Annotated in this window: 16 protein-coding genes and 1 tRNA gene; 10 read left to right on the top strand and 7 right to left on the bottom strand. The window is 61.0% G+C overall.

Annotated elements, in window-relative coordinates:
* Nucleotides 1-13: 13 nt before the first annotated feature.
* Nucleotides 14-1,174: an acyl-CoA dehydrogenase gene (locus DHV10_RS09425; RefSeq protein WP_239461421.1), complete on the top strand. Its 1,161-nt coding sequence runs from the start codon at nt 14-16 to the stop codon at nt 1,172-1,174.
* 87 nt (nt 1,175-1,261) lie between these two features.
* Here the strand turns inward: DHV10_RS09425 and DHV10_RS09420 are convergent, their stop codons facing one another.
* Both DHV10_RS09420 and mmuM read right to left on the bottom strand, forming a co-directional pair.
* Nucleotides 1,262-2,365 (bottom strand): carboxypeptidase-like regulatory domain-containing protein, encoded by a 1,104-nt coding sequence (locus DHV10_RS09420; protein ID WP_109486096.1) that lies wholly within the window; start codon nt 2,363-2,365, stop codon nt 1,262-1,264.
* Between the two features lie 121 nt (nt 2,366-2,486).
* Nucleotides 2,487-3,401 (bottom strand): homocysteine S-methyltransferase, encoded by a 915-nt coding sequence (mmuM, locus tag DHV10_RS09415; protein ID WP_109486095.1) that lies wholly within the window; start codon nt 3,399-3,401, stop codon nt 2,487-2,489.
* Nucleotides 3,402-3,467: 66 nt separating this feature from the next.
* Here mmuM and DHV10_RS09410 point away from each other — a divergent pair, with 66 nt between their 5' ends.
* Complete coding sequence (locus tag DHV10_RS09410; RefSeq protein WP_109486094.1) at nt 3,468-3,752, top strand: type II toxin-antitoxin system Phd/YefM family antitoxin; 285 nt, start codon at nt 3,468-3,470, stop codon at nt 3,750-3,752.
* A 3-nt stretch (nt 3,753-3,755) separates the two neighbouring features.
* Here DHV10_RS09410 and DHV10_RS09405 read toward each other — a convergent pair whose 3' ends face one another.
* Complete coding sequence (locus DHV10_RS09405) at nt 3,756-6,071, bottom strand: RelA/SpoT family protein (protein ID WP_109486093.1); 2,316 nt, start codon at nt 6,069-6,071, stop codon at nt 3,756-3,758.
* Nucleotides 6,072-6,426: 355 nt separating this feature from the next.
* Here DHV10_RS09405 and DHV10_RS09400 point away from each other — a divergent pair, with 355 nt between their 5' ends.
* Both DHV10_RS09400 and DHV10_RS09395 read left to right on the top strand, forming a co-directional pair.
* On the top strand, nt 6,427-6,852 hold the full coding sequence (locus DHV10_RS09400; protein ID WP_109486092.1) for a c-type cytochrome: 426 nt from the start codon (nt 6,427-6,429) through the stop codon (nt 6,850-6,852).
* A gap of 33 nt (nt 6,853-6,885) precedes the next feature.
* Nucleotides 6,886-8,241 carry a class I SAM-dependent rRNA methyltransferase gene (locus tag DHV10_RS09395; protein WP_109486091.1) on the top strand — a complete coding sequence of 452 codons (1,356 nt, stop codon included), beginning with the start codon at nt 6,886-6,888 and terminating at the stop codon, nt 8,239-8,241.
* Between the two features lie 4 nt (nt 8,242-8,245).
* Here DHV10_RS09395 and DHV10_RS09390 read toward each other — a convergent pair whose 3' ends face one another.
* Nucleotides 8,246-8,761: a plasmid mobilization protein gene (locus DHV10_RS09390; protein ID WP_162601374.1), complete on the bottom strand. Its 516-nt coding sequence runs from the start codon at nt 8,759-8,761 to the stop codon at nt 8,246-8,248.
* Nucleotides 8,762-8,871: 110 nt separating this feature from the next.
* A complete protein-coding gene (locus DHV10_RS09385; protein ID WP_109486089.1) occupies nt 8,872-11,049 on the bottom strand; it encodes a prolyl oligopeptidase family serine peptidase in 2,178 nt (725 codons plus the stop codon).
* Between the two features lie 81 nt (nt 11,050-11,130).
* Between DHV10_RS09385 and murJ the strand changes: the two genes are divergently transcribed.
* The gene (murJ, locus tag DHV10_RS09380) at nt 11,131-12,753 is read left to right on the top strand and encodes a murein biosynthesis integral membrane protein MurJ (RefSeq protein WP_109486088.1); all 1,623 of its coding nucleotides are present in this window, start codon (nt 11,131-11,133) and stop codon (nt 12,751-12,753) included.
* Between the two features lie 90 nt (nt 12,754-12,843).
* Here the strand turns inward: murJ and DHV10_RS09375 are convergent, their stop codons facing one another.
* Nucleotides 12,844-13,344, bottom strand: coding sequence for a bactofilin family protein (locus DHV10_RS09375; protein ID WP_109486087.1), 501 nt, complete (start codon nt 13,342-13,344; stop codon nt 12,844-12,846).
* A gap of 321 nt (nt 13,345-13,665) precedes the next feature.
* Here DHV10_RS09375 and DHV10_RS09370 point away from each other — a divergent pair, with 321 nt between their 5' ends.
* From DHV10_RS09370 to DHV10_RS09355, 4 genes are all read left to right on the top strand, one after another.
* Nucleotides 13,666-15,378, top strand: coding sequence for an N-acyl-D-amino-acid deacylase family protein (locus DHV10_RS09370; RefSeq protein ID WP_109486086.1), 1,713 nt, complete (start codon nt 13,666-13,668; stop codon nt 15,376-15,378).
* A 434-nt stretch (nt 15,379-15,812) separates the two neighbouring features.
* Complete coding sequence (locus tag DHV10_RS09365) at nt 15,813-16,925, top strand: NADH:flavin oxidoreductase/NADH oxidase (protein WP_109486085.1); 1,113 nt, start codon at nt 15,813-15,815, stop codon at nt 16,923-16,925.
* Between the two features lie 133 nt (nt 16,926-17,058).
* The gene (locus DHV10_RS09360; protein ID WP_109486084.1) at nt 17,059-17,619 is read left to right on the top strand and encodes a MerR family transcriptional regulator; all 561 of its coding nucleotides are present in this window, start codon (nt 17,059-17,061) and stop codon (nt 17,617-17,619) included.
* Nucleotides 17,620-17,979: 360 nt separating this feature from the next.
* A tRNA-Pro gene (locus DHV10_RS09355) sits at nt 17,980-18,056 on the top strand.
* 758 nt (nt 18,057-18,814) lie between these two features.
* Here the strand turns inward: DHV10_RS09355 and DHV10_RS09350 are convergent.
* Nucleotides 18,815-19,087: an oxidative damage protection protein gene (locus DHV10_RS09350; RefSeq protein WP_109486083.1), complete on the bottom strand. Its 273-nt coding sequence runs from the start codon at nt 19,085-19,087 to the stop codon at nt 18,815-18,817.
* A gap of 112 nt (nt 19,088-19,199) precedes the next feature.
* On the opposite strand from DHV10_RS09350, the gene DHV10_RS09345 reads away from it, so the two are divergent.
* The gene (locus DHV10_RS09345) at nt 19,200-19,907 is read left to right on the top strand and encodes an SOS response-associated peptidase (RefSeq protein ID WP_109486082.1); all 708 of its coding nucleotides are present in this window, start codon (nt 19,200-19,202) and stop codon (nt 19,905-19,907) included.
* Nucleotides 19,908-19,975: the final 68 nt, after the last annotated feature.

The raw sequence follows: 19,975 nt of genomic DNA, 5'->3' as shown, positions 1-19,975 counted from the left end.
GGTACCGATTTTCTTGTCAGAACATGGCCACTCGTCTGCTCCCCTCACGCGTCTGAGCGAAGAAGAACAGCTGTTCTACTCGACCATCCGTCGCTTCGCTGAAGAAACGATAGCGCCGCTCGTTCGCTCCATGGATGACGAACAGCAGTTGGCTCCCGGCCTCCTCCAGAAACTCACCGAACTCGGTCTGATGGGAATTGAAGTACCGGAAGCTCTCGGCGGCTCGGGCGGCTCCTTCTTCGACGCAGTCCTCGCCATCGAGGCTATCTCCCAGGTCGACCCAGGTGTCGCCGTTCTCGTCGACGTGCACAATACCCTTGTCGTTAATGCCATTCGCCGCTGGGCCACCGAAGATCAGCGCGCTCACTGGCTCACGAAACTGGCCGAAGGTACGGTCGGCGCATACGCTCTCAGCGAGGCTGGGTCTGGCTCAGACGCCTTTGCCCTTCAGACACGCACAGAAAAGATCGACGGCGGCTACCGCCTGAGCGGCCGCAAGCTCTGGATCTCGAACGCCAAAGAAGCAGGAATCTTCCTCGTCTTCGCCACGCTCGATCCCGCAGCCGGATACAAGGGCATCACCGCTTTCTTCGTCGAGAAGGGCACCCCCGGTCTCACCATCGGCCGCAAAGAAGACAAGATGGGCATCCGCGCCAGCAGCACCTGCGAGCTGCTCCTCGACGGCTGCGAAGTTCCCTCCGCGAATCTGCTCGGCGAAGAAGGCAAGGGGTACAAAATTGCGATCGAAACCCTCAACGAGGGACGAATCGGGATCGGCGCGCAGATGCTCGGCCTCGCCGAGGGCGCATGGACCCACGCCGCACGCTACGCGAAACAGCGCAAGCAGTTCGGCAAACCCATCTCCGAGTTCCAGGCCGTCCAGTTCGCGCTCGCTGAGATGGCCACCGACATCGAGGCCGCGAAGCTTCTCGTCTACAACGCGGCGCGCGTCAAAGATGCCGGACAGCCCTACGTCACCGAAGCTGCCATGGCCAAACTCTTCGCCTCACAGGTTGCAGAGAGCGTCGCCAGCAAATGTGTCGAGATCTTCGGCGGCAACGGCTTCGTTCGCGACTACCCCGCCGAAAAGTTCTACCGCGATGCCAAAATCGGCAAGATCTACGAGGGCACTTCCAACATGCAGCTCATGACCATCGCCAAACAGGTGCTCTGAACGGAGAAACCACGGGCTCTGAATGTCTATGTGTCCCATTCATCGCACAGCCTCATCGTGCGATGAGTGGGAAACGAATCCGCCCGATCAGGGCTGACCGTCCGCTCCCGCTGGCACGTGCGACGTCAGCCCCTTGAGCAAGAATTCCCGTATCAGGTTCGATACCGCGTTCGCACCAACTCCCGTGGCCCCGTTCAGCATCACCAGCGAAAAACCTCGATCCGCCTTCGGATAGTAGAGATTCGAAATTGCCCCAGCCGAAAAGTCGCCAAGCACTTCCGAGTAATTAGGTCGAAGCTGTCCATCGTCCGTCCGCGTCACCACAGCCCGCGACATCGCGTACAGCGCGCGAGAGCTGATGCTCCCCTTGCCCTTGTAGAAGTACCGCGGGTCCTGGTGAAAGATCGACGGGAACGCCGCACGCGAAAGCATCTCTCCCGCAAATCGATTCGTATACGCCGCACCGAATCGCTTTCCGTATCCGCCGATGCCGCTGCCATACCCTGAGAACAGCCCTTTATATTGCTCCGCGCCTGCAATGCCCGCCACAGTCACGATCGAAACTGGATCGATCAGCGATCGGAACGACAGCTTGAACTTCTGCTTCGCCATCATCGGCGGCGCGTTCCAGTCGTACGCGCTGAAGAAGTTTGGAATGATGCCGGCAACCCGCTGCTGCTCTGCAATCCGCACCTGCTCCTCTGCCAGCTGCTCCTTGTCTCCGTTCACAACGACGCTTGTTGTTCCTCCGGACACGTTCAGCTTGATCGCAGGCAGAATGAGAAACTGCCCCGGCTTAAGCTCAACCGGCTGCGAGGTGTACGAGCTCATCCCCTGCCCGGTCGCCGAAACACTGTACGTGCCCGCCGTCAATCCGCCAAACTGAAATTGCCCGTCCGCGCCCGACTCCGCAGTCTGCTTCACTGAACCCGCCGAAAGCGTCACCGTCGCGCCTTGAACAACATCTCCGTTCGAATCCAGAACGGTACCGGAGATGTTCCCGGTCGCAGCGTTCTGTGCGATTTCTCCAGCTGGCTGGCCGGGAACCTGTGCAGGAACCGGGGCACTTGGAAGCGCGCCTTCTGGCGTGCCCGACTGCGCCTGTGATCGAGGAGATGCGAAGCTGAAGCTGAGTAGGAGGACACACCAGACCAGAACGCGCGGTCTAGGACAAACGCGAAAACTGTGCAAACAAAAACCTCACCAATGAGAGTCTTGCAAAGGTACCCATTGGGTGAGACGCGCCTCGAGCCATAAGGGTGGTTCGGACATCAGCCCCTATCGAGCTAACACATTCAAAATGAATAGATCTTCATCCTGCGGAAGCAGCGACTGCTGAGATGTGCGCCGGACGCGTGCGGCAGCAGCCTCCGATGATTTGCGCGCCGGCGCCAAACCACCTTCGCGCCGCATCTCCAAAATCCTGAGGATCGCTGGCGCCTGTCCAGCACCGGCGCTCCGCGTCCCATCCCTCCCCGGAGTTCGGATACACGATCACCGGCTTGTCCGATGCATCTCGCAGTTCCCCAATCAGTGACTCGATCAGCGTCGGGTGCGTACAGTTGACGCCCACCGCAACCGTCTGCGGGAACGCGCTCACCGCCGTCGCGCACTGCCTCAGCAATTCCCCGTGGGCTACATGAATTGCATCCGGGCACGTAAACGAAAACCAGACCGCAAGCTCCGGATGCCGCGCAAGCGCTTCCCCGATCGCCTCAGCCTCCGCCAGCGAAGGCAGCGTCTCGAACGCCAGCAGGTCGGCACTCTCCTCCGGCGGCGCAGAAGCAAGCACGTTGATGCGCTGCCGATGAAACTCCACGAGGTCGCCAAAGGTGCAGTCGTACTTGCCGTGATACTCCGCACCGTTATGCAGCGCCGCTCCATACGGTCCGAGCGATGCTGCTACCAGGACTCGGCGCTTAGGATAGAACCGGGCCGCCTCCTTGGCGAGAGCAACGGAGCGCAAAAGCGCGCCGTCAGCCCAGCACGCTCCGAGCCCAACTTCGGCGTAGCCCATCCGCGATACCTGGTAGCTGGCCGTCTCGATAATCTCTGCGCCAGCTTCGATGTACGCGCGATGCACAGCGACAATCTTCTCTGGAGTCTGTTCCAGCACATGCGCCGACCACAGCGGCCCGTTGATATCAGCGCCCAGGTACTCCAACTCCGACGCCAACCCGCCATCAAGCACGCGCACATCACGTAGCCACTCTCGCACGTCCAACATAGCTACAGGTTAGCCTCTTGAGCACAAGGGTGCCACAATGTAGGTGCGTTGTTACGAGGTGATGGAATGACTGAAGCGACTTTTTCGAGCCGTGATCTTAACAACAATTCAGGGAAGGTCAAGCGCACCGCGGAAACAGTGCCTGTCATCATCACTCATCGAGGCAAGCCATCTTATGTGCTGCTCAGCATCAGGGAATACAACCGGATCACGTCGAAGCAGAAAAACCTTGCTGACGCCTTGGCAATGCGCGAAAGTTCGCAACAACTCGAATTCGACCCGCCATCTTTGGTCGGAAAAGTGTTCCGACCTGCAGGATTCCGACAGATTGACAAAAGCACAAAGCGGTAAGCACTACAGCTTCTGCGTCCGCTGCACCGTGCGCACTCCCTGCACGCGCCGCAGGCCAAGCACCATCCGGTTCAAGTGCCGCACATCTTCCGCTTCGACCACAAATTCGATGACCGCCTCGCCATTGTCATCATGCCGGATATCCACTCCGCGGATATTCGTGTTGTCATCCGAAATCACAGCAGTCAGCTCTTTCAGCATGCCTGTCCGATCGTCGCAGAAGATCGTGATCTTCACCGGATAGCGCTGCGGTCGTCCATTCTCGTCGCCAACCCGCGACCACTCCACGTTAATCCGCCGGTCGCTCTCGTACAGCAGGTTCTGCACGTTCGGACAACTGCGCGCGTGTACCGCCACTCCCTTGCCTCGCGTTACATACCCGACAATCTCCTCGCCGCGAATCGGATTGCAACATCGCGCTCGATATACGAGCAGATCGTTCTGCCCCTCCACCTGCAGCGAATCCGAGCCCGTCAGGTGCAGCTTGCGCACCGCATCCGACATCGCCTGCTCAACCGTACCTGGCTGCTGCGCTTCGCTCCCCGTCGTACCCTCCGGGGGATTGGCGTAACCCGGCGCCAGCTTGTTCAGAATCTGGTGCGCGCTGTGCTTCCCCTGCCCGATCGTCGCCAGCAGATCCACAGCCGTCGCCACGCCGTACTCGCCCGCTATACGTCCAAGATCCTGGTCGTCGATCTGCGTCATCGGCACCTTGAACTTGCGCGCCTCGCGCTCCAAAAGCTTGCGGCCGATCTCAACCGCCCTGCGTCGCTGGTCTTCATTCAGCCAGTGCTTGATCTTGTTGCGCGCTCGCGGGCTCTTGACGAACGTGAGCCAGTCCCGGCTCGGCTTGTGATCCTTTTGCGTGACGATCTCGACAATGTCGCCCGTGCGCAGCTTCGTCCGCAGCGGAACCATGCGTCCGTTGACCTTGGCCCCCACGCACGTATGCCCGACCTCGGTGTGAATCGTGTATGCGAAGTCCACCGGGGTTCCATCCGCCGGAACAACCACCACCTTGCCCTTCGGCGTGAACGTGTAGACCTCATCCGGATAGAGGTCCATCTTCAGGCTCGAGAGGAACTCATTCGGATCGGTCATCTCCTTCTGCCACTCAACCAGCTGGCGAATCCAGTTCAGCCGCTCCTCGTCCCGCGCCGTGACGACATCATCCTTCGTCTTGTACTTCCAGTGCGCCGCGATTCCCTCTTCCGCGATCCGGTGCATCTCTTCAGTCCTGATCTGCACCTCAAATTGATGCCCGCCCTCCCCAATCACCGTCGTATGCAACGACTGATAGCGGTTCGCGCGCGGAATCGCAATGAAGTCCTTGATCCGGCCCGGCACCGGCCGCCAGATCGTGTGAATCAGCCCGAACACCGCATAACATGACGCAACATCCTGCGTGATCACGCGCACCGCAAGCAGGTCGTAAACCTGGTCGAACGTCACCTTCGACCGCTGCAGCTTCTGGAAGATCGAGTAGTACCGCTTGATCCTCCACTCCACGCGCGCCTCAACGTTGTTCTCCCGCAGCTGCTCGACCAGCGTGTCTTCAACGTTGCGCAGGAACTGCTCACCTTCGACTCGCTGAGCCTCCACCGCAGCCGAAACCTTCTCGTAGCTCACCGGGTCGGTATAGCGAAACGCCAGATCCTCGAGCTCGCCGCGCACCTTGCCCATTCCAAGCCGGTGCGCAAGGGGCGCGTAAATGTCGAGAGTCTCCCGCGCGATGGCCTCGCGCCGATCCGGCTGCAGATGCTCCAGCGTCCGCATGTTGTGCAGGCGATCCGCAAGCTTGATCAGCACCACGCGCACGTCCGTCACCATGGCCAGCAGCATCTTGCGAACGTTCTCCGCCTGCCGGTCTTCGCGATTGGCAAACTGAATCTTGTCGATCTTCGTGACGCCTTCGACGATATGCGCCACCTGGTCGCCGAAATCGCTTTCAATCTGCTCGCTCGTTGCCGGAGTATCCTCGACCGCATCGTGCAGAAGCCCCGCAGCGATCGCGGTCGCGTCCAGCTTCATCTCGGCCAGAACTTCAGCCACCTCAAGCGGATGAATGATGTACGGCTCGCCTGATGCCCGCATCTGCCCTTCATGGTGGTGAACGCAGAACTCCCAGGCCTTCCGGATCAGCGCAACATCTTCGGTGGGGCGATTCGCTTGCACCCTGCCAAGCAGCGACTCAAACCGGCGGTCGATCGCAGCCTGGTCCAGCACCGGCTTGGGGCCCGGCTGGACAGCCTTGACCTGCACCGCAGGGATCGCGGGATCAGCGCTCGGCGTTGGAGTAGGCTGCCGGACTGTCGCCATACTTCATTATAGGCACCGAATGTTGAACTTGCCTCAACCGCCTGACTTTGCGAGCGCCTGCAAACCGCCAAAACAAGCGCTCCGGGAAGCGATCTCTCTCTTCCATCTCGCAAGCAGAGATCATTAGGCTTCAAGGCTCTATGAGTTAATCTTCGGCGACGAGTGCCCTCCTGAGCTGCAATGTTTAAGGCAAAATCCATGTGCCTGCCATCACTGCCCCCGATAGCCATGACGGGAGTAAAGTCTCCGTCGGACTGAACCCTCCCGGGACGATGCCGCGAACCGGCAACTCCGGCAGACGCGCAACTTCCTGCCCAAACTCGCCCGCGGGAGAGGTCCGGAATTGAGGAGTTTTATGAGAAAGGGTCTTGTACTCACAGCAACAATCGGGATCTTGGCAGCAACCATCACCTTTGCGGATCAGACCAGCAAGGTCGTCATACCCGCAGGCAAAACTGCCCCGAACGATGCCCGGCAAATGTACACAAACTACTGCGCCCCGTGTCATGGTGTTGACGGAAAGGGTAAAGGTCCCGTCGCTCCCGCGATGAAGTCCTCCCCCACTGATCTGACCCAGCTTACCCGCAACAACCATGGGAAGTACCCGGACACCCATGTTGTCGCCGTCCTTCAGTTCGGCTCAACTCTCTCCTCCCACGGCTCTGCCGCTATGCCGGTCTGGGGACCCATTTTTGGTAACATGAGCCGCACGAACGTCCAGGAAAAACAGCTCAGAATCTCAAACCTGGCGCATTACCTCGAATCGATCCAGCAGCCCTAGTCGCCGGCAGCACTGCTTCCGGCAAGGAAGCAGATGATAAAGCCGAAGACACACAAGCGGAAAAAGCGGGAAGCGTCCTCCACCCAGAGAACGCTTCCCCCGCAAAATCCCCATTCTCAAGAAAAACTCACTTCTGCTACACAGGCAGATTTCGGCGCACGCGTCAGCCGCCGCGCCGCGGACCGCCTCCGAGCTGGCCACGTCTGGGTCTACTCCTCCGATATCGAATTTACCGAGCTCGCTGCGGCCAGTGCCGAACCGCCGGCACTCCTTCCCGTTGCCGACTACCGCGGCGTCCTCCTGGGCACTGCCCTCTACAGCCCCACCTCCCAGATCGCGCTGCGCCTCATCTCGCGCGAAGCAATCAGAGAGACCGAGTGGCTCAACCTGCTGCAGGAACGGCTGAAGGCTGCAATTGAAAGACGCATGGCCGCGCTGCAGGCGCCAAAAGGTGAGAATGACTCGTGCCGCCTCTGCTTCAGCGAAGCCGACGAGCTTCCCGGCCTCGTCATCGACAAGTACGACGACCTGGTCATCGTTCAGCTCCTGACAAAAGGCCTCGACTCCCCCGCCGTCCGCGACCAGATCGTCTCCGTTCTGCGCGAGCAGATCAATCCGTCAACCATCCTCGAACGTCCCGATCCGCGCATCCGCGAGTTGGAAGGCATGTCCGCGCCTTCACCCGCCCCTCTCTACGCCGTAGATCCCGCGCATCCGCTGACCGCCACCCAGTTCCAACTCAACGGACTCAAGTTCCACTACGACGCCAATGCCGGACAGAAAACCGGCGCCTTTCTCGACCAGCATGCCAACTACAAAGCCGCAGCCGATTGGGCCCGGATCCTTTCACCCGGCGGCCGCGCTCTCGACGTCTGCACCTACCAGGGCGGCTTCGCTCTGCACCTCGCCCGCGTGTCAAACCACGTCACCGGCATCGACAGCTCGCGCGCTTCACTCGAAGTCGCCGAGCGCAATCTCGCCGCGAACCGCGACCAGCTCCGCTCCAACGTTCAAGTCGACTGGCTCGAAGCCGACGCCTTCACCGTCCTTCGCGACTGGGCCGCCGCCAAAGAACGCTTCGATACCATCGTCCTCGACCCGCCCGCCTTCGCCAAAAGCAAACGTGCTGTTGAAGGCGCTCTTCGCGGCTACAAAGAACTCAACCTCCGCGCCATGCAGATGCTCAAGCCCCATGGCCTGCTGGTTACCTGCTCCTGCTCCCACCACGTCTCGCTGTCGGACTTCGAAGCGATCGTCGCCGCAGCGGCAGCCGACGCCCACCGCCGCGTGCGCCTTCTCGAACGCCGGGGCGCAGCGCCCGATCACCCCGTCATCCTCAACATCCCCGAAACCGAGTACCTCAAGTGCTTGATCCTCGAAGTCGAATAACAACTCAACTGTTGGCAGCCCGGCCCCGCCACCATCCTGAACGCAATGCCCATCGCCGCCGGCCGCGCGCATCCGAAGAACTGGCAGCGGTCTCCTGCGCCGACTTCAGCTGCGCAAGCGCTTCCTTCACCTCGGCTCTCAACGCTTCTGCCTCAAACACACACGACCGAAGATAGGCCGAAACACTCACCTTAGCCGCGGCTGCACGTTCCTGCAGCCGGCTCTGCTCCTCAGCCGTCACGCGAATCGTGATACTTGCCCCCCGCCTCACCCGGGCCGAAGAACTGCCCGGCTCTCGCGCATCAACACCCAATGCCGTATTCTGCTCAGTCTCATCCGCAACCGAAACGTTGCGCGTTTCGGCAGTCACGCGCCCGCCCGGTACGCCGCCAATCGTGCTTACATCCGCCTCGAGACCGCTATCGTCCCATCCATCGCTCTCCCCGCCGGCAAACGATGCGAGCATATCGGCAAAGCTGTTCCCCGATCCACGAGACGCGGACTGTGCCGGCTGCGACATGGCCAAAGCTTACGCGCGCTGCCACCAGCGATCACACATCGCGCCGGAATTCTTCGATCGCATTCCCGATTCGGCCACCCTCGTCGCTTACTTCCCTATTCAGTCCAGCCTCAGGGCTGATCCCCGCCCGCCGTCCGCGCCTGCCGCGCCTTCGACGAACTCCCCGTCTCCGTCCACAAGAACGTCAACTGATCAGCGTCATCCTGAATCTGCTGCTCCACGCTCACGCCCGCCGAGTGCCCGCCTGTGGTGCTGTAGTGCAGCAGCACCGGTCGTCCGCTCTTCGACTCCGCCTGCAGCAGCGCCGTCATCTTTCGCGCATGCAGCGGATCCACTCGCGTATCGCTGTCCCCCGTGAAGAACATCACCGCCGGATAGTCCGCCCGCGGCTTCACGTTCTGATACGGCGAGTACTTGTAGATCCACCCGAAATCCTTCTGCTTCTCCGCCGACCCGTACTCCGTCGTCCAGTGCGGCCCCTGCTCAAACTTCTGATACCGCAGCATGTCCAGCAGCGGATACCCGCACCACACCGCCGAGAACAACTCCGGGTGCTGTGTAATCGACGCACCCATCAGTAATCCGCCATTCGAACGCCCGCTGATCGCGAAGTGCTCCGCCGACGTGTACTTCTGCTCGATCAGATACCGCGCCGCCGCGAACCAGTCGTCAAACACGTTCTGCTTCTTCGCAAACATCCCCTGCTCGTGCCAGCTCTGGCCGTACTCGCCGCCGCCGCGCAGATTCGGAACCGCGAACCACCCGCCCTGCTCCAGCCACCACGCCCACGCCGGACTCCACGCCGGCGTCTCGCTCAGGTTGAACCCGCCGTACCCCGTCATCAGCAGTCGTTCCGAGCCATCCTGCTTCAGGCCTTTCTTCCCCGCGATGAACATCGGCACCTGCGTTCCATCAGCCGACTTGAAGAACACCTGCTTCAACTCATAATCAGCCGTCTTGAACGCCGTTTTCGGCTCAGCAAACACTTCGCGCTTACCGGTCAGCGTATCGATCCGATAGATTGTCGGCGGCTGAATATACGACTCCATGCTGAAGAACCCATAGCGGTCGATCGTTCGCCCCGTCACGTTCGACGCGCTGCCAATCCCCTCCAGATCCACCTGCCCCGCCGGCTTCCCGTCCACCGTGTACACGCTGATCTCCGACTTCACATCGTGCAGCCGCTTCACATAGAGCTTCCCGCCGACAATCTCGAAGCTCTCGATCAAATCTTTCCCCTCGGGGATAACCGTCTTCCACGCCTCCGGCATGATCCCGGGGTCAGCGCGCAGTATCCGGTAATTCGGCGAACTGTAGTCCGTCTTCACATACCACGATCCCTTGAAGTAGCTCGCCGAGAACCGCGAATCCAGCCCCCACACCAGCACATCGAACGGCGCGCCCGGCTTCTTCAAATCGCGGAAACAGATATCAACGCGCGTCGGAGGAACCCCGCGCTGGATCGTGATCACCAGATACCGATCGTCATCCGTGATCTCCGCATTGAAGAGATCAATCGGCCCAAGCAGCTCGCCATGAAATTCCCGTCCGAACACAAGCTTGTCAGTCGAATTGCGCATACCCAGCGTGTGCAGATACAGCAGCGTCCCTTTCGCATCCGTCCGCGCGTAGTACAGTCCCTTCCCATCCGGCGAGAAGAAAACCGAGTAGTACACCCCCGCCGGAATCTCATCTTCCAGTGCCTTCTTCTTCGTGAGGCTGTACACGCGAATCGTCGATTCGTCCGCCCCGCCCTGCCTCACCTGGTATGCCACCAGCAGCCCGTCGCGCGACACATCCACCAGCCGCACCGACGTGTTCTTGTCCCGGCTGAAGCTCGCCGGATCCACCAGGCGCTCGTCTTTCGGTCCGGCCTTCTCCGCCGCACCGGTCCAACCGCGCCGCACGTAGATCGACCCCTGCTCCTCCCCCGCAAGCCGCTTCATGAAGTAGTAGTTCCCCGCCCTCTGCATGGGAATCGACCAGCGCGTCGTGTGCTCCAGCGGATCCAGATCATCCACAATCTGACTTCGCACCCGCGCCTGCTTCAGATACCGGGTCGTATAAGCATTCTCCTCGTCGATAAACGCGCGCGTCTCCGGGCTCTTCGCATTCTCCAGCCAACGGTAGTTGTCCGTCACCTTCGTCCCGAAGTAGTCATCCACCACCGGCCCCGGTTCCACCACCGGCGCCGCCGGTAAAGTAATCCCATCCCGCCCACGAATCGACTGCGACAGTCCCGCACTGCTAAGAACCACGACGAAGAAACATCCAGCCACCCGGCGCATCAACATTCCTCCTGCCTCACAGGATACGCGCCGCTTCGTAGCAGACGTCGCTGCGTCCATTGCACCGATAGAATCAACACAGTGGAAGAACAGCTCCCAACTCAAGCACCGCTTGCCAGGCCCTCGCTCGTGGCGCGTCTCACCCGCGTCCTGCGCCCCTCCCACGCCCACTCCGCCTTCAGCGCCACGTTGGTGCTGATGGTCTCGGTCTTTCTCTCCCGCATCATCGGCCTGGTCCGCGTGAAGTACATCATGTGGCTCTTCGGCAGCGGAATGCAGGCTGACGCTTTGAACGCCGCCTTCGTTCTCCCCGACATGATCTCCTACTTCCTCGTAGGCGGAGCAGCCTCCATCACCTTCGTTACCATCCTCACGCGCTATCGGGAAACCGGCCGCGAAAAGGAAGGAGAACGCTCGCTCTCCATCATCCTCAGCACCATGTACCTCGTGCTCGGCAGCGCCATCCTGCTCGCTGAAATCGTAGCGCCCTGGTATGTAGGCTGGTGGTTCCCCGGCTTCGACGCCGAAAAAGCCGCGCTGTGCGTGCGCCTCACCCGCATCCTCCTTCCAGCCCAGCTGTTCTTCTTTGCCGGCGGAGTCTTCGGCGCAGTGCTGCTGGTGCGCAAGCAGTTCAACGTGCAGGCCGTTTCGCCTCTCATCTACAACCTGGGCACGATCGTTGGCGGCCTGCTGCTCGTCAAGCAGCTTGGCGTCGCATCGCTCGCCATCGGCACCGTTGCGGGTGCGTTCTTCGGCCCTTTCTTCCTCAACTGGATCTCCGCGCGGCGCGCCGGCGTACGCTATCGTCCAATCCTCGACTGGCATGACGAAGGCCTGCGCGAGTGGGTCCGGCTCTCTCTTCCCCTCATCGCCGGAGTCTCGCTGGTCACAGCCGACAACTGGATCATCGCCCACTTCGCCTCCAGGATCGGCGGCGCAGTTTCGCAGTTCAATTACGCGAAGCAGTTCTTCACCGCTCCCATGGCCGTCCTTGCGCAGGCCGCTGGCGCAGCATCGATGCCCTTTTTCGCGAGCCTCTGGGCCAAAGATAATCGGTATGAATTCGCAAACGTCGTCGCCGAATCCGTCTCGCGCGTCGCCTGTCTCGGCCTTCTCGCAGCATCCGCCATGATCGCGCTCGGCAAGCCGGCTATCGACCTCGTCTTCACCGGCGGCCACTTCACCCGCACCGACGCTGCGCAGTGCTTCGCCTACTTCGCGGTCTTCTCCGTCTCCATGTTCCTGTGGTCCGCGCAGGCCATATACTCCCGCGCCTTTTATGCAGCCGGCAACACCCTCGTGCCCATGGCCGCCGGGACGGTCGTGACGATCGTCTCATTGCCCATCTACTTCGGACTCTTTCACGCTCAGGGCGCCATGGGGCTCGCCGTCGCATCCGACATCGGCATAGCCATGCAGACCCTCGCAATCGCGGTCCTGCTGCACCGCCGCCAGATGGTCTCGCTCGCCGGACTCGATTACCCCGAGATGGGCCGCTGCCTCGCCTCGTGCATCGCAGGCGGCCTCATCACCTGGTTCCTGATTTCTTCAATCGCCAGACTCGTCCACACGCATGGTCGTTGGTACGACCTGATCGTGCTGCTGCTCGGCGGAGCGCTCTGGGCTGGAATCTCCCTGCTCGTACTCAAACAGACAGGCTCTGCCCTGCCTCGCGTCCTGATGAAGCGTCTCCGCCTAGCCTGACCTACGCGACCCGACCTCACGCTAAACAAGCCTCAATGAAACACCAAGACCCCTGCCGCGGCAGGGGTCCGTGCGGTCAGTCCCGAAAAACTAGGCGTTCGCCGCGACTTTTTCGTTCTGCACAGCGGTCGGCTTTCCATCCGCCTTGCGAATGTCGATCCCGCCCTTGAAGAACGCGCCGTCCTCGATGCTGATGCGGGCTGCTGCCACGTCGCCGGTCAGCGCGCCTTCCGCGCGAATGTCCACGCGATCGGTCGCCGTCACATTGCCCTTCAGCTTTCCAAGCACAACGATCTCGCGGGCGCTGATGCTGGCGTTCACCACGCCGTTCTTGCCCACCGTCACGCGATTGCCCGGGATATTGATGCTGCCCTCGACCTTGCCGTCGATGAACAGAGACTCGGTACCGGTAATTTCGCCCTTGATGGAGAGACCCTTGCTGATCGACGCCTGCTCACCGGCAGGGGAGGCGGAAGAAGATGAAGATGCGGTCGCGCGCGGCGTCTCAATCGATGGCTGCACGGGCGTAGGACGAACAGGCTCTGGGGTAGTATTCGGGGACGATTGGCCCTGTTGGGTAGGTTTCCACATAGCGCTCAAAGCAATTTCCTTTTCTGTCCTATTAGGACCAGGGTTCCAAGGCTGGGACCACCGCGGTGGACCCGGAATTCTAAAATTGCCGAACAGCGGGAACTCGCTTTCGAGTGAGGACGCGCGTTCGCAGTATCAGATCAGTCCTGCTCGGGCATTACCAAGCATGGTTGTTGCCGTTATTGTAAGCCGAGTGGCCGAAACTTTACGAATGTGCAGAGTACCGAGGTCATGCGGTGATGCTGCGCGACAATAGCTGAAACCGAAAACCCGAAAAATCGCGGAGATAAGCAGAGAACTTCCGAACCAGAAAAGGAACCTATGTGGAAAAAATCCGTGCAACTCGCTCTTCTTTGTGCGGCAGGAATGTCGATCTCGCTCCTCGGCCAGACCGGCGCGACTAACGGCTCCTTCGACATCGTCATCCTCCACGGCCACATCATCGACGGCACAGGCTCCCCCTGGTACTCCGCCGACATCGGCATCCGCGACGGCCACATCGCCGCCATCGGCGACCTCGCCTCCGCCCCCGCCACCCGCAAAATCGACGCCGTCGGAAAAGTCGTCGCTCCCGGCTTCATCGACATGCTCGGCCAGTCCGAGCTCACAATCCTCGTCGATCCTCGACTCCCCTCCAAGATCTACCAGGGCATCACCACCGAAATCACCGGCGAAGGCGGCTCGGTCGCTCCGCTCAACGACAGCATCATCGCCGCCGACCGCGCCGGCTACGACCACCTCCACATCACCCCCGACTGGCGCACCTTCCGCCAATACTTCGCCCGCATCGAGAAACAGGGCATGGGCATCAACCTCGCCAGCTACGTCGGCGCAACCTCCGTCCGCAGAATGGTCCTCGGCGACGCCAAGGTCGACCCCACCCCCGTGCAGCTCGACCAGATGAAGACCCTCGTCGACCACGCAATGCGCGACGGCGCCGTCGGCGTCTCCACCTCCCTGCAATACTCGCCCGCCCCCTACGCCAAGACCGAAGAACTCATCGCGCTCGCTCGCGAAGCCTCCAAGTCCGGCGGCATCTACGCCACTCACATGCGCAGCGAAGGCGATGCCGTGCTCGAGTCCATCGACGAAGCCACCCGCATCGGCCGCGAAGCCCACATCCCCGTCGAAATCTGGCATCTCAAAGCCGCCGGGAAATCCAACTGGGGCAAAATGCCGCAGATCGTCTCCCGCATCGACGCCGCCCGCGCCTCCGACATCGACGTCAGCGCCAACACCTACGCCTACACCGCCTGGTTCAACACCTTCTCCGCTTTCATCCCACCCTGGGCGCACGACGGCGGCGATGCTCAACTGATTGCCCGCCTCAAAGACCCAGCCCAGCGCGCGCGCATTCGCAAGGACCTCACCAGCACCGGCGAAGACTCCGCAGGCGAGGACTGGGACAATGAGTGGCAGGAGATCCCCGGCCCCGAAGCCATCCTCATCGCCGTCGTCCAGAATCCCGAGCTCGTCCCCCTCCAGGGCAAACGCCTCTCCGACGTCGCCGCCCTCTGGCATGAAGACGCTATCGACGCCCTCTGCGACCTTCTCATCAAGGACAAGGCATTCACTGAAGTCGCCGTCTTCGGCATGGATGAACCCGACGTTGTCCTCGGCCTCAAGCAGCCCTGGATGTCCATCGACAACGACTCGCAGGGCACATCGCCAGAAGGCCTCCTCGCCTCCGAGCATCCTCACCCGCGCGCCTACGGCACTTTCCCGCGCATCCTCCGCAAATACGTCCGCGAAGAGCACGCCCTCGCCCTGCCCGACGCCATCCGCAAGTTCACCGCGCTTCCCGCGCAGCGTATGCGCCTCACCGATCGGGGCGTGCTGAAGCAAGGCATGTGGGCCGACGTCGTCGTCTTCGATCCCGACAAGATCACCGACAAAGCCACATTCGAAAATCCCAACCAGCTCTCCGTCGGAATGGACTACGTCCTCGTGAACGGCGTCCCCGTCATCGAAGACGGCAAAATGACCGGCAAACTCCCCGGCAAAGTCCTCCGCGGCCCCGGCTACGTGCAGTGACTCTGACTAGGGGCGTGCCCAAAACATGATGTGAAGGACGTGATTTCGGTCTTGCTGAAAAGGTCCGTTTCAACATCGTTTTGAAAGGGCACGACTTCATAGCTTGCTCAAACACTCTCAGTTCGGCACGGTTTGAAAGGGCACGGATTTATCCGTGCAGTTAAGTGCCGTCAGGAGAGTGGCGGCTTTAGCCGCTGAGGGAAGGTTCTCACTGAAGTAAGCCATATAAGCTCATTAGTCCTGCCGAAACACTGGAACATATCGGGGGTCGGTCTGCGGTGAGCCCAGATGCCGTAAGAGCTGCTGCGAATCTGGGAGCACTATGGTCCAATGAAGCCTCCGAAATCTACGGCCAAAGCGCTACCTCGGAAAACGACAACCTGACCTTTGCCTCCAATTGATCAGTTCGCGCATCTCTTGTCTGAACGCACACCATGACGACACCCCTCTTCACGCCCTTCCATCTTCGCTCCATCGCCTTCCCCAATCGCATCGGCGTCTCGCCCATGTGCGAGTACTCCTCCGAAAACGGCTTTGCCACCGACTGGCATCTCGTCCACCTCGGCGCACGCGCCCAGGGCGGAGCCGGCCTCGTGATGCTCGAAGCCTCTGCCGTCACGCCTGAAGGCCGCATCTCCATTGGCGACCTCGGCATCTGGAAAGACGAGCACATCGACAAGCTCTCCCAGATCGTCCGCTTCATCCACTCGCAGGGCTCACGCGCCGGAATCCAACTCGCTCACGCCGGTCGCAAAGCAAGTATGACCGTTCCCTTCGGCGGCGAGCGTTTGCTCACACCCGAAGAAGGCCGCTGGCAAACCGTCGCCCCCAGCGCTATTCCCTTCTCCGAAACCTACTCGACTCCCAAGGCCCTCGACGAAGCCGAAATCGCCGGCACCATCAGCGCCTTCTCCGATGCAGCGAAACGCGCCAACACCGCCGGGTTCGACTTCGTCGAAATCCACGCCGCTCACGGCTACCTCCTCCACGAATTCCTCTCTCCGCTCTCGAATCAGCGCACCGACCAGTACGGCGGCAGCTTCGAAAACCGCATCCGCCTCCTCCTCGAAGTCACCGATGCTGTGCGCTCTGCATGGCCCGACCATCTCCCGCTCTTCGTCCGCATCTCCGCCACCGACTGGGCGGAAGGCGGATGGACCCCCGACGAATCGGTAGAACTCGCCCGCCACCTCCGCGAACACGGCGTCGATCTCGTCGACGTCTCCTCCGGCGGTCTCGTTCCCCACGCCAAAATCCCCGCCGCCCCCGGCTTCCAGGTCCCCTTTGCCGAACGCATCCGCAAAGAAGCCGGCATCCCCACCGCCGCTGTCGGCCTCATCACCGAGCCGAAACAGGCCAACGGCATCATCGCCAACGGCCAGGACGACATCGTCCTCCTCGCCCGCGAAATGCTCCGCGACCCCTACTGGCCCCTTCACGCCGCCGAAGCCCTCGGCGACACCACAACCTGGCCCGTGCAGTATCTGCGCGCTGCTCCCCGAGGCGCCACCCCGCGGAACCCCGTCCAACGTCCATCCCGATCCTGAACCCACCCATTTACGGCCCGATTTTCAACATATTTCGTGATCACCCAGCGTCGAACCGCCCGATTTTGCTTCACTTTGGGTGCAAGCTGTGGCCTATACTTCGACTAACAGCGCGGTCTGGCTGTCTTCTGTTATGGCATCGCATCCATCCCCGAAGCGCGCCGTTGAAATTCCTACGATCCCCGATCGTCTCTATTTCAAAATCGGAGACGTCGCGCGCCTTCTCAAGGTCGAGCCATACGTCCTTCGCTTCTGGGAGTCGCAGTTCCCCCAGCTCAAGCCCAACAAGAGCGGCACCGGCCAGCGCCTCTATCGCAAACGCGACGTCGAGGTCGCCGTCGAAATCAAGCGCCTCGTCTACGGCGAGGGCTACACGCTATCCGGCGCGCGCCAGGTACTCGGCCAGCAGCGCCGCGCCGACGCAACAGCCGCCGCTCCCGGCCCCGCCGCAAAATCAGCCGCAGCCAAAGCCGCTCCATCCGCCCCGGCCAGAAACGACGCCTCAGCCAGAAACGACAAAGCATCCCTCATCATCAGCCGCATCCGCACCGAGCTCCGCGAGATCGCCGGCATCCTCGCCGCCCCCGCCAGCTCCGCCTCGAAAGCGGTTGCCATGCCCCAGGTCCACTCCATCCGGCGCAAACCTCGCTCCGCTCCCCTCTCCAACTCCTCCGGCTCCCTCTTCGACTCATAGAAGAGAGCACGGAACGCCGTCCCGTACATCAGTCTTCGACGCCCCCAGGATGCAGGCTTGATCAATAAGCGTCCGGGCACGACTTCAGTCGTGCCGATAGCAACATTCATTCCGAGACACCGCGGCTTCAGCCCCTGCTGTCCAGCGAGCACGGCAAGCTCCCCAGGGGAACGACGGATGTTAGCCCAGCACAAGCGAGGCGCAGTGCTGGGAACACCGCAACCAATCTCCCACAGCCCCGGATGGGCGACAGAAATCCAATCCCTCGCTGCACGCGAAGAAATCAGCGCAATCCAAACGCTGGTGTAAACTAAATCAGAACCCCTAAGGGCCGGCTCACCCGAGCCGGCTCGACTGTGTCGGGACGTGGCTCAGCCTGGTAGAGCACTCGCTTGGGGTGCGAGGGGTCGGCAGTTCAAATCTGCCCGTCCCGACCATTCAACTTCCTCCGCAACTCAGCTCTCGTGGCAAGCACACTCAACTGCCGACCCACGAAGCACCCCGATCCGTCATCTGCCGCAGCAGATGACGCCAATTCAGAATCGAGGGGTCCGCGAGCCGAAGCCGAGCCGTCGGCAGTTCATGGGGTCCCCAGCGACACCTCGCTGCGGCGGAAATCTGCCCGTCCCGACCATTCAACTTCCTCCGCAACTCAGCTCTCGCAGCAAGCACGCTCATTGCCGACCCACGAAGCGCGCCGCATTCGCAGTTCCCATTCTGGAAACCCGCGCATCGGAACTCCAGAATTCTTCTCTCCGTTTGCAGTCTATTTCGCACAAAAGCGCATACTGGAATCAAAGCTCAAACAACCAACAGCCCATCTGCGAGGACCAGCGAGAGAACACTCCTCGCTCCTCGTAGCGATCCCGGACATAGCTAAGATTTTGAGCTGGAAACTAGAAGCGCTGAAAGGAAGAAAATCCGCTCTAAATCCATCCACAAGATACACTTACGGTTAACTTCAATCCCGAGATACACTTGCGGCGCACCGCTCTTCGCAACCGAAACAAAACAGAGTACTTGCTCGCAAGCTATATAGGGAGGGGGGCGGGGGTATGGTGTCCGAAAACGGACAACAAATCTCTCCCTCGAAACGCGGCGACGGTGTGCGTTGTCGGAATCGCAATCGTCGAGAAATCGTCTCCAAAAGCGAAGCCATCAGCAATCGCCGCCGAAGCCTCCCGCAATTCAATGCCTACTGCGACGGCGGAACATACTCCTGCGGCAGAGCCGACCCTTCACCGAAGAAGAACTGATCCATCTGCTCCACCAGAAACTGCTGCGCCTGCGGAGTCCACGGCTGCAGCCGGTATTCATTCAGCAGCATCTTCTGCCGATCGACCCATTCGCTCCACGCGGCCTTCGAAACATTCTTGTAGATCTTCTGCCCGAACTCTGAGTCGAAAGGAGGCTCATCGAGCCCCTCCATCTCTTTCTTGTAACGTACACAAAATACGGTATGCGCCATCTCTTCCGCTCCCCTCACCATTGTATGGGATCAACAGCATGACATATCGAGACGCGAGCGCTCTGGCTCCAATGCACCGCATTCCCCGCGCCTAAAATCAAAGGAGAAGATTATGTGCGGCCGCTTTGCCCGTCGATCAACGCAAGAGGTGCTCGCCGACTGGTTCGGAGTCGAACTGGAAGACATGCCCTTCTTCGCTCCCAGCTACAACGTCGCCCCGCAAAGCACCCAGCCGGTCGTTCGCCTCAACCACGACACCGGCAAGCCAGAATTTGCCCTCATGCGCTGGGGACTCGTGCCCTACTGGGCCAAAGATCCCAAAGTCGGCTACACCACCATCAACGCCCGCTCCGAAGAAGTCGAGAAGAAGCCTCTCTATCGCGACGCAGTCAAGAAGCGCCGCTGTCTCGTTCCCGCCGACGCCTTCTACGAGTGGCAGAAACTCGAGGGCAAAGCAAAAAAGCCGTTCGCCTTCGGATTGAAGAACGACGAACCCTACGCCTTCGCCGGCCTCTGGGAGCGCTGGAAACCCAAGGATGGCGAACCGCTCGAGACCTTCACCATCCTCACCACCGACCCGAACGAGCTTGCTGAAACCGTGCACGACCGCATGCCCGTCATCCTCGAACCAAAGGACTACGACCGTTGGATGGAGCCTGGTGATCCGGCCCGTCCTCCCATCGATCTCCTGCGGCCGCTTCCCGCAGAAAAGATGCGAAGCTGGCCCGTGAACGAACGCGTAGGCAATGTCAAGAACGACGAAGCCGGCCTCCTGCAACCCTGCGAGCCCGAAGACCCGGCCCAGGGTTCGCTCTGGTGAGCGCCACAGTACTAAAGAGCGGTCAGCTCACACATCCCGCTTGACCTCGACATCGCGTCCGCGTTTTT

It is taken from the genome of Occallatibacter savannae, from assembly GCF_003131205.1.
GTDB lineage: Bacteria > Acidobacteriota > Terriglobia > Terriglobales > Acidobacteriaceae > Telmatobacter > Telmatobacter savannae.
The sequence above is the reverse complement of the archived record's forward strand: the minus strand, read 5'-3'. Positions and strand labels throughout refer to the sequence as shown.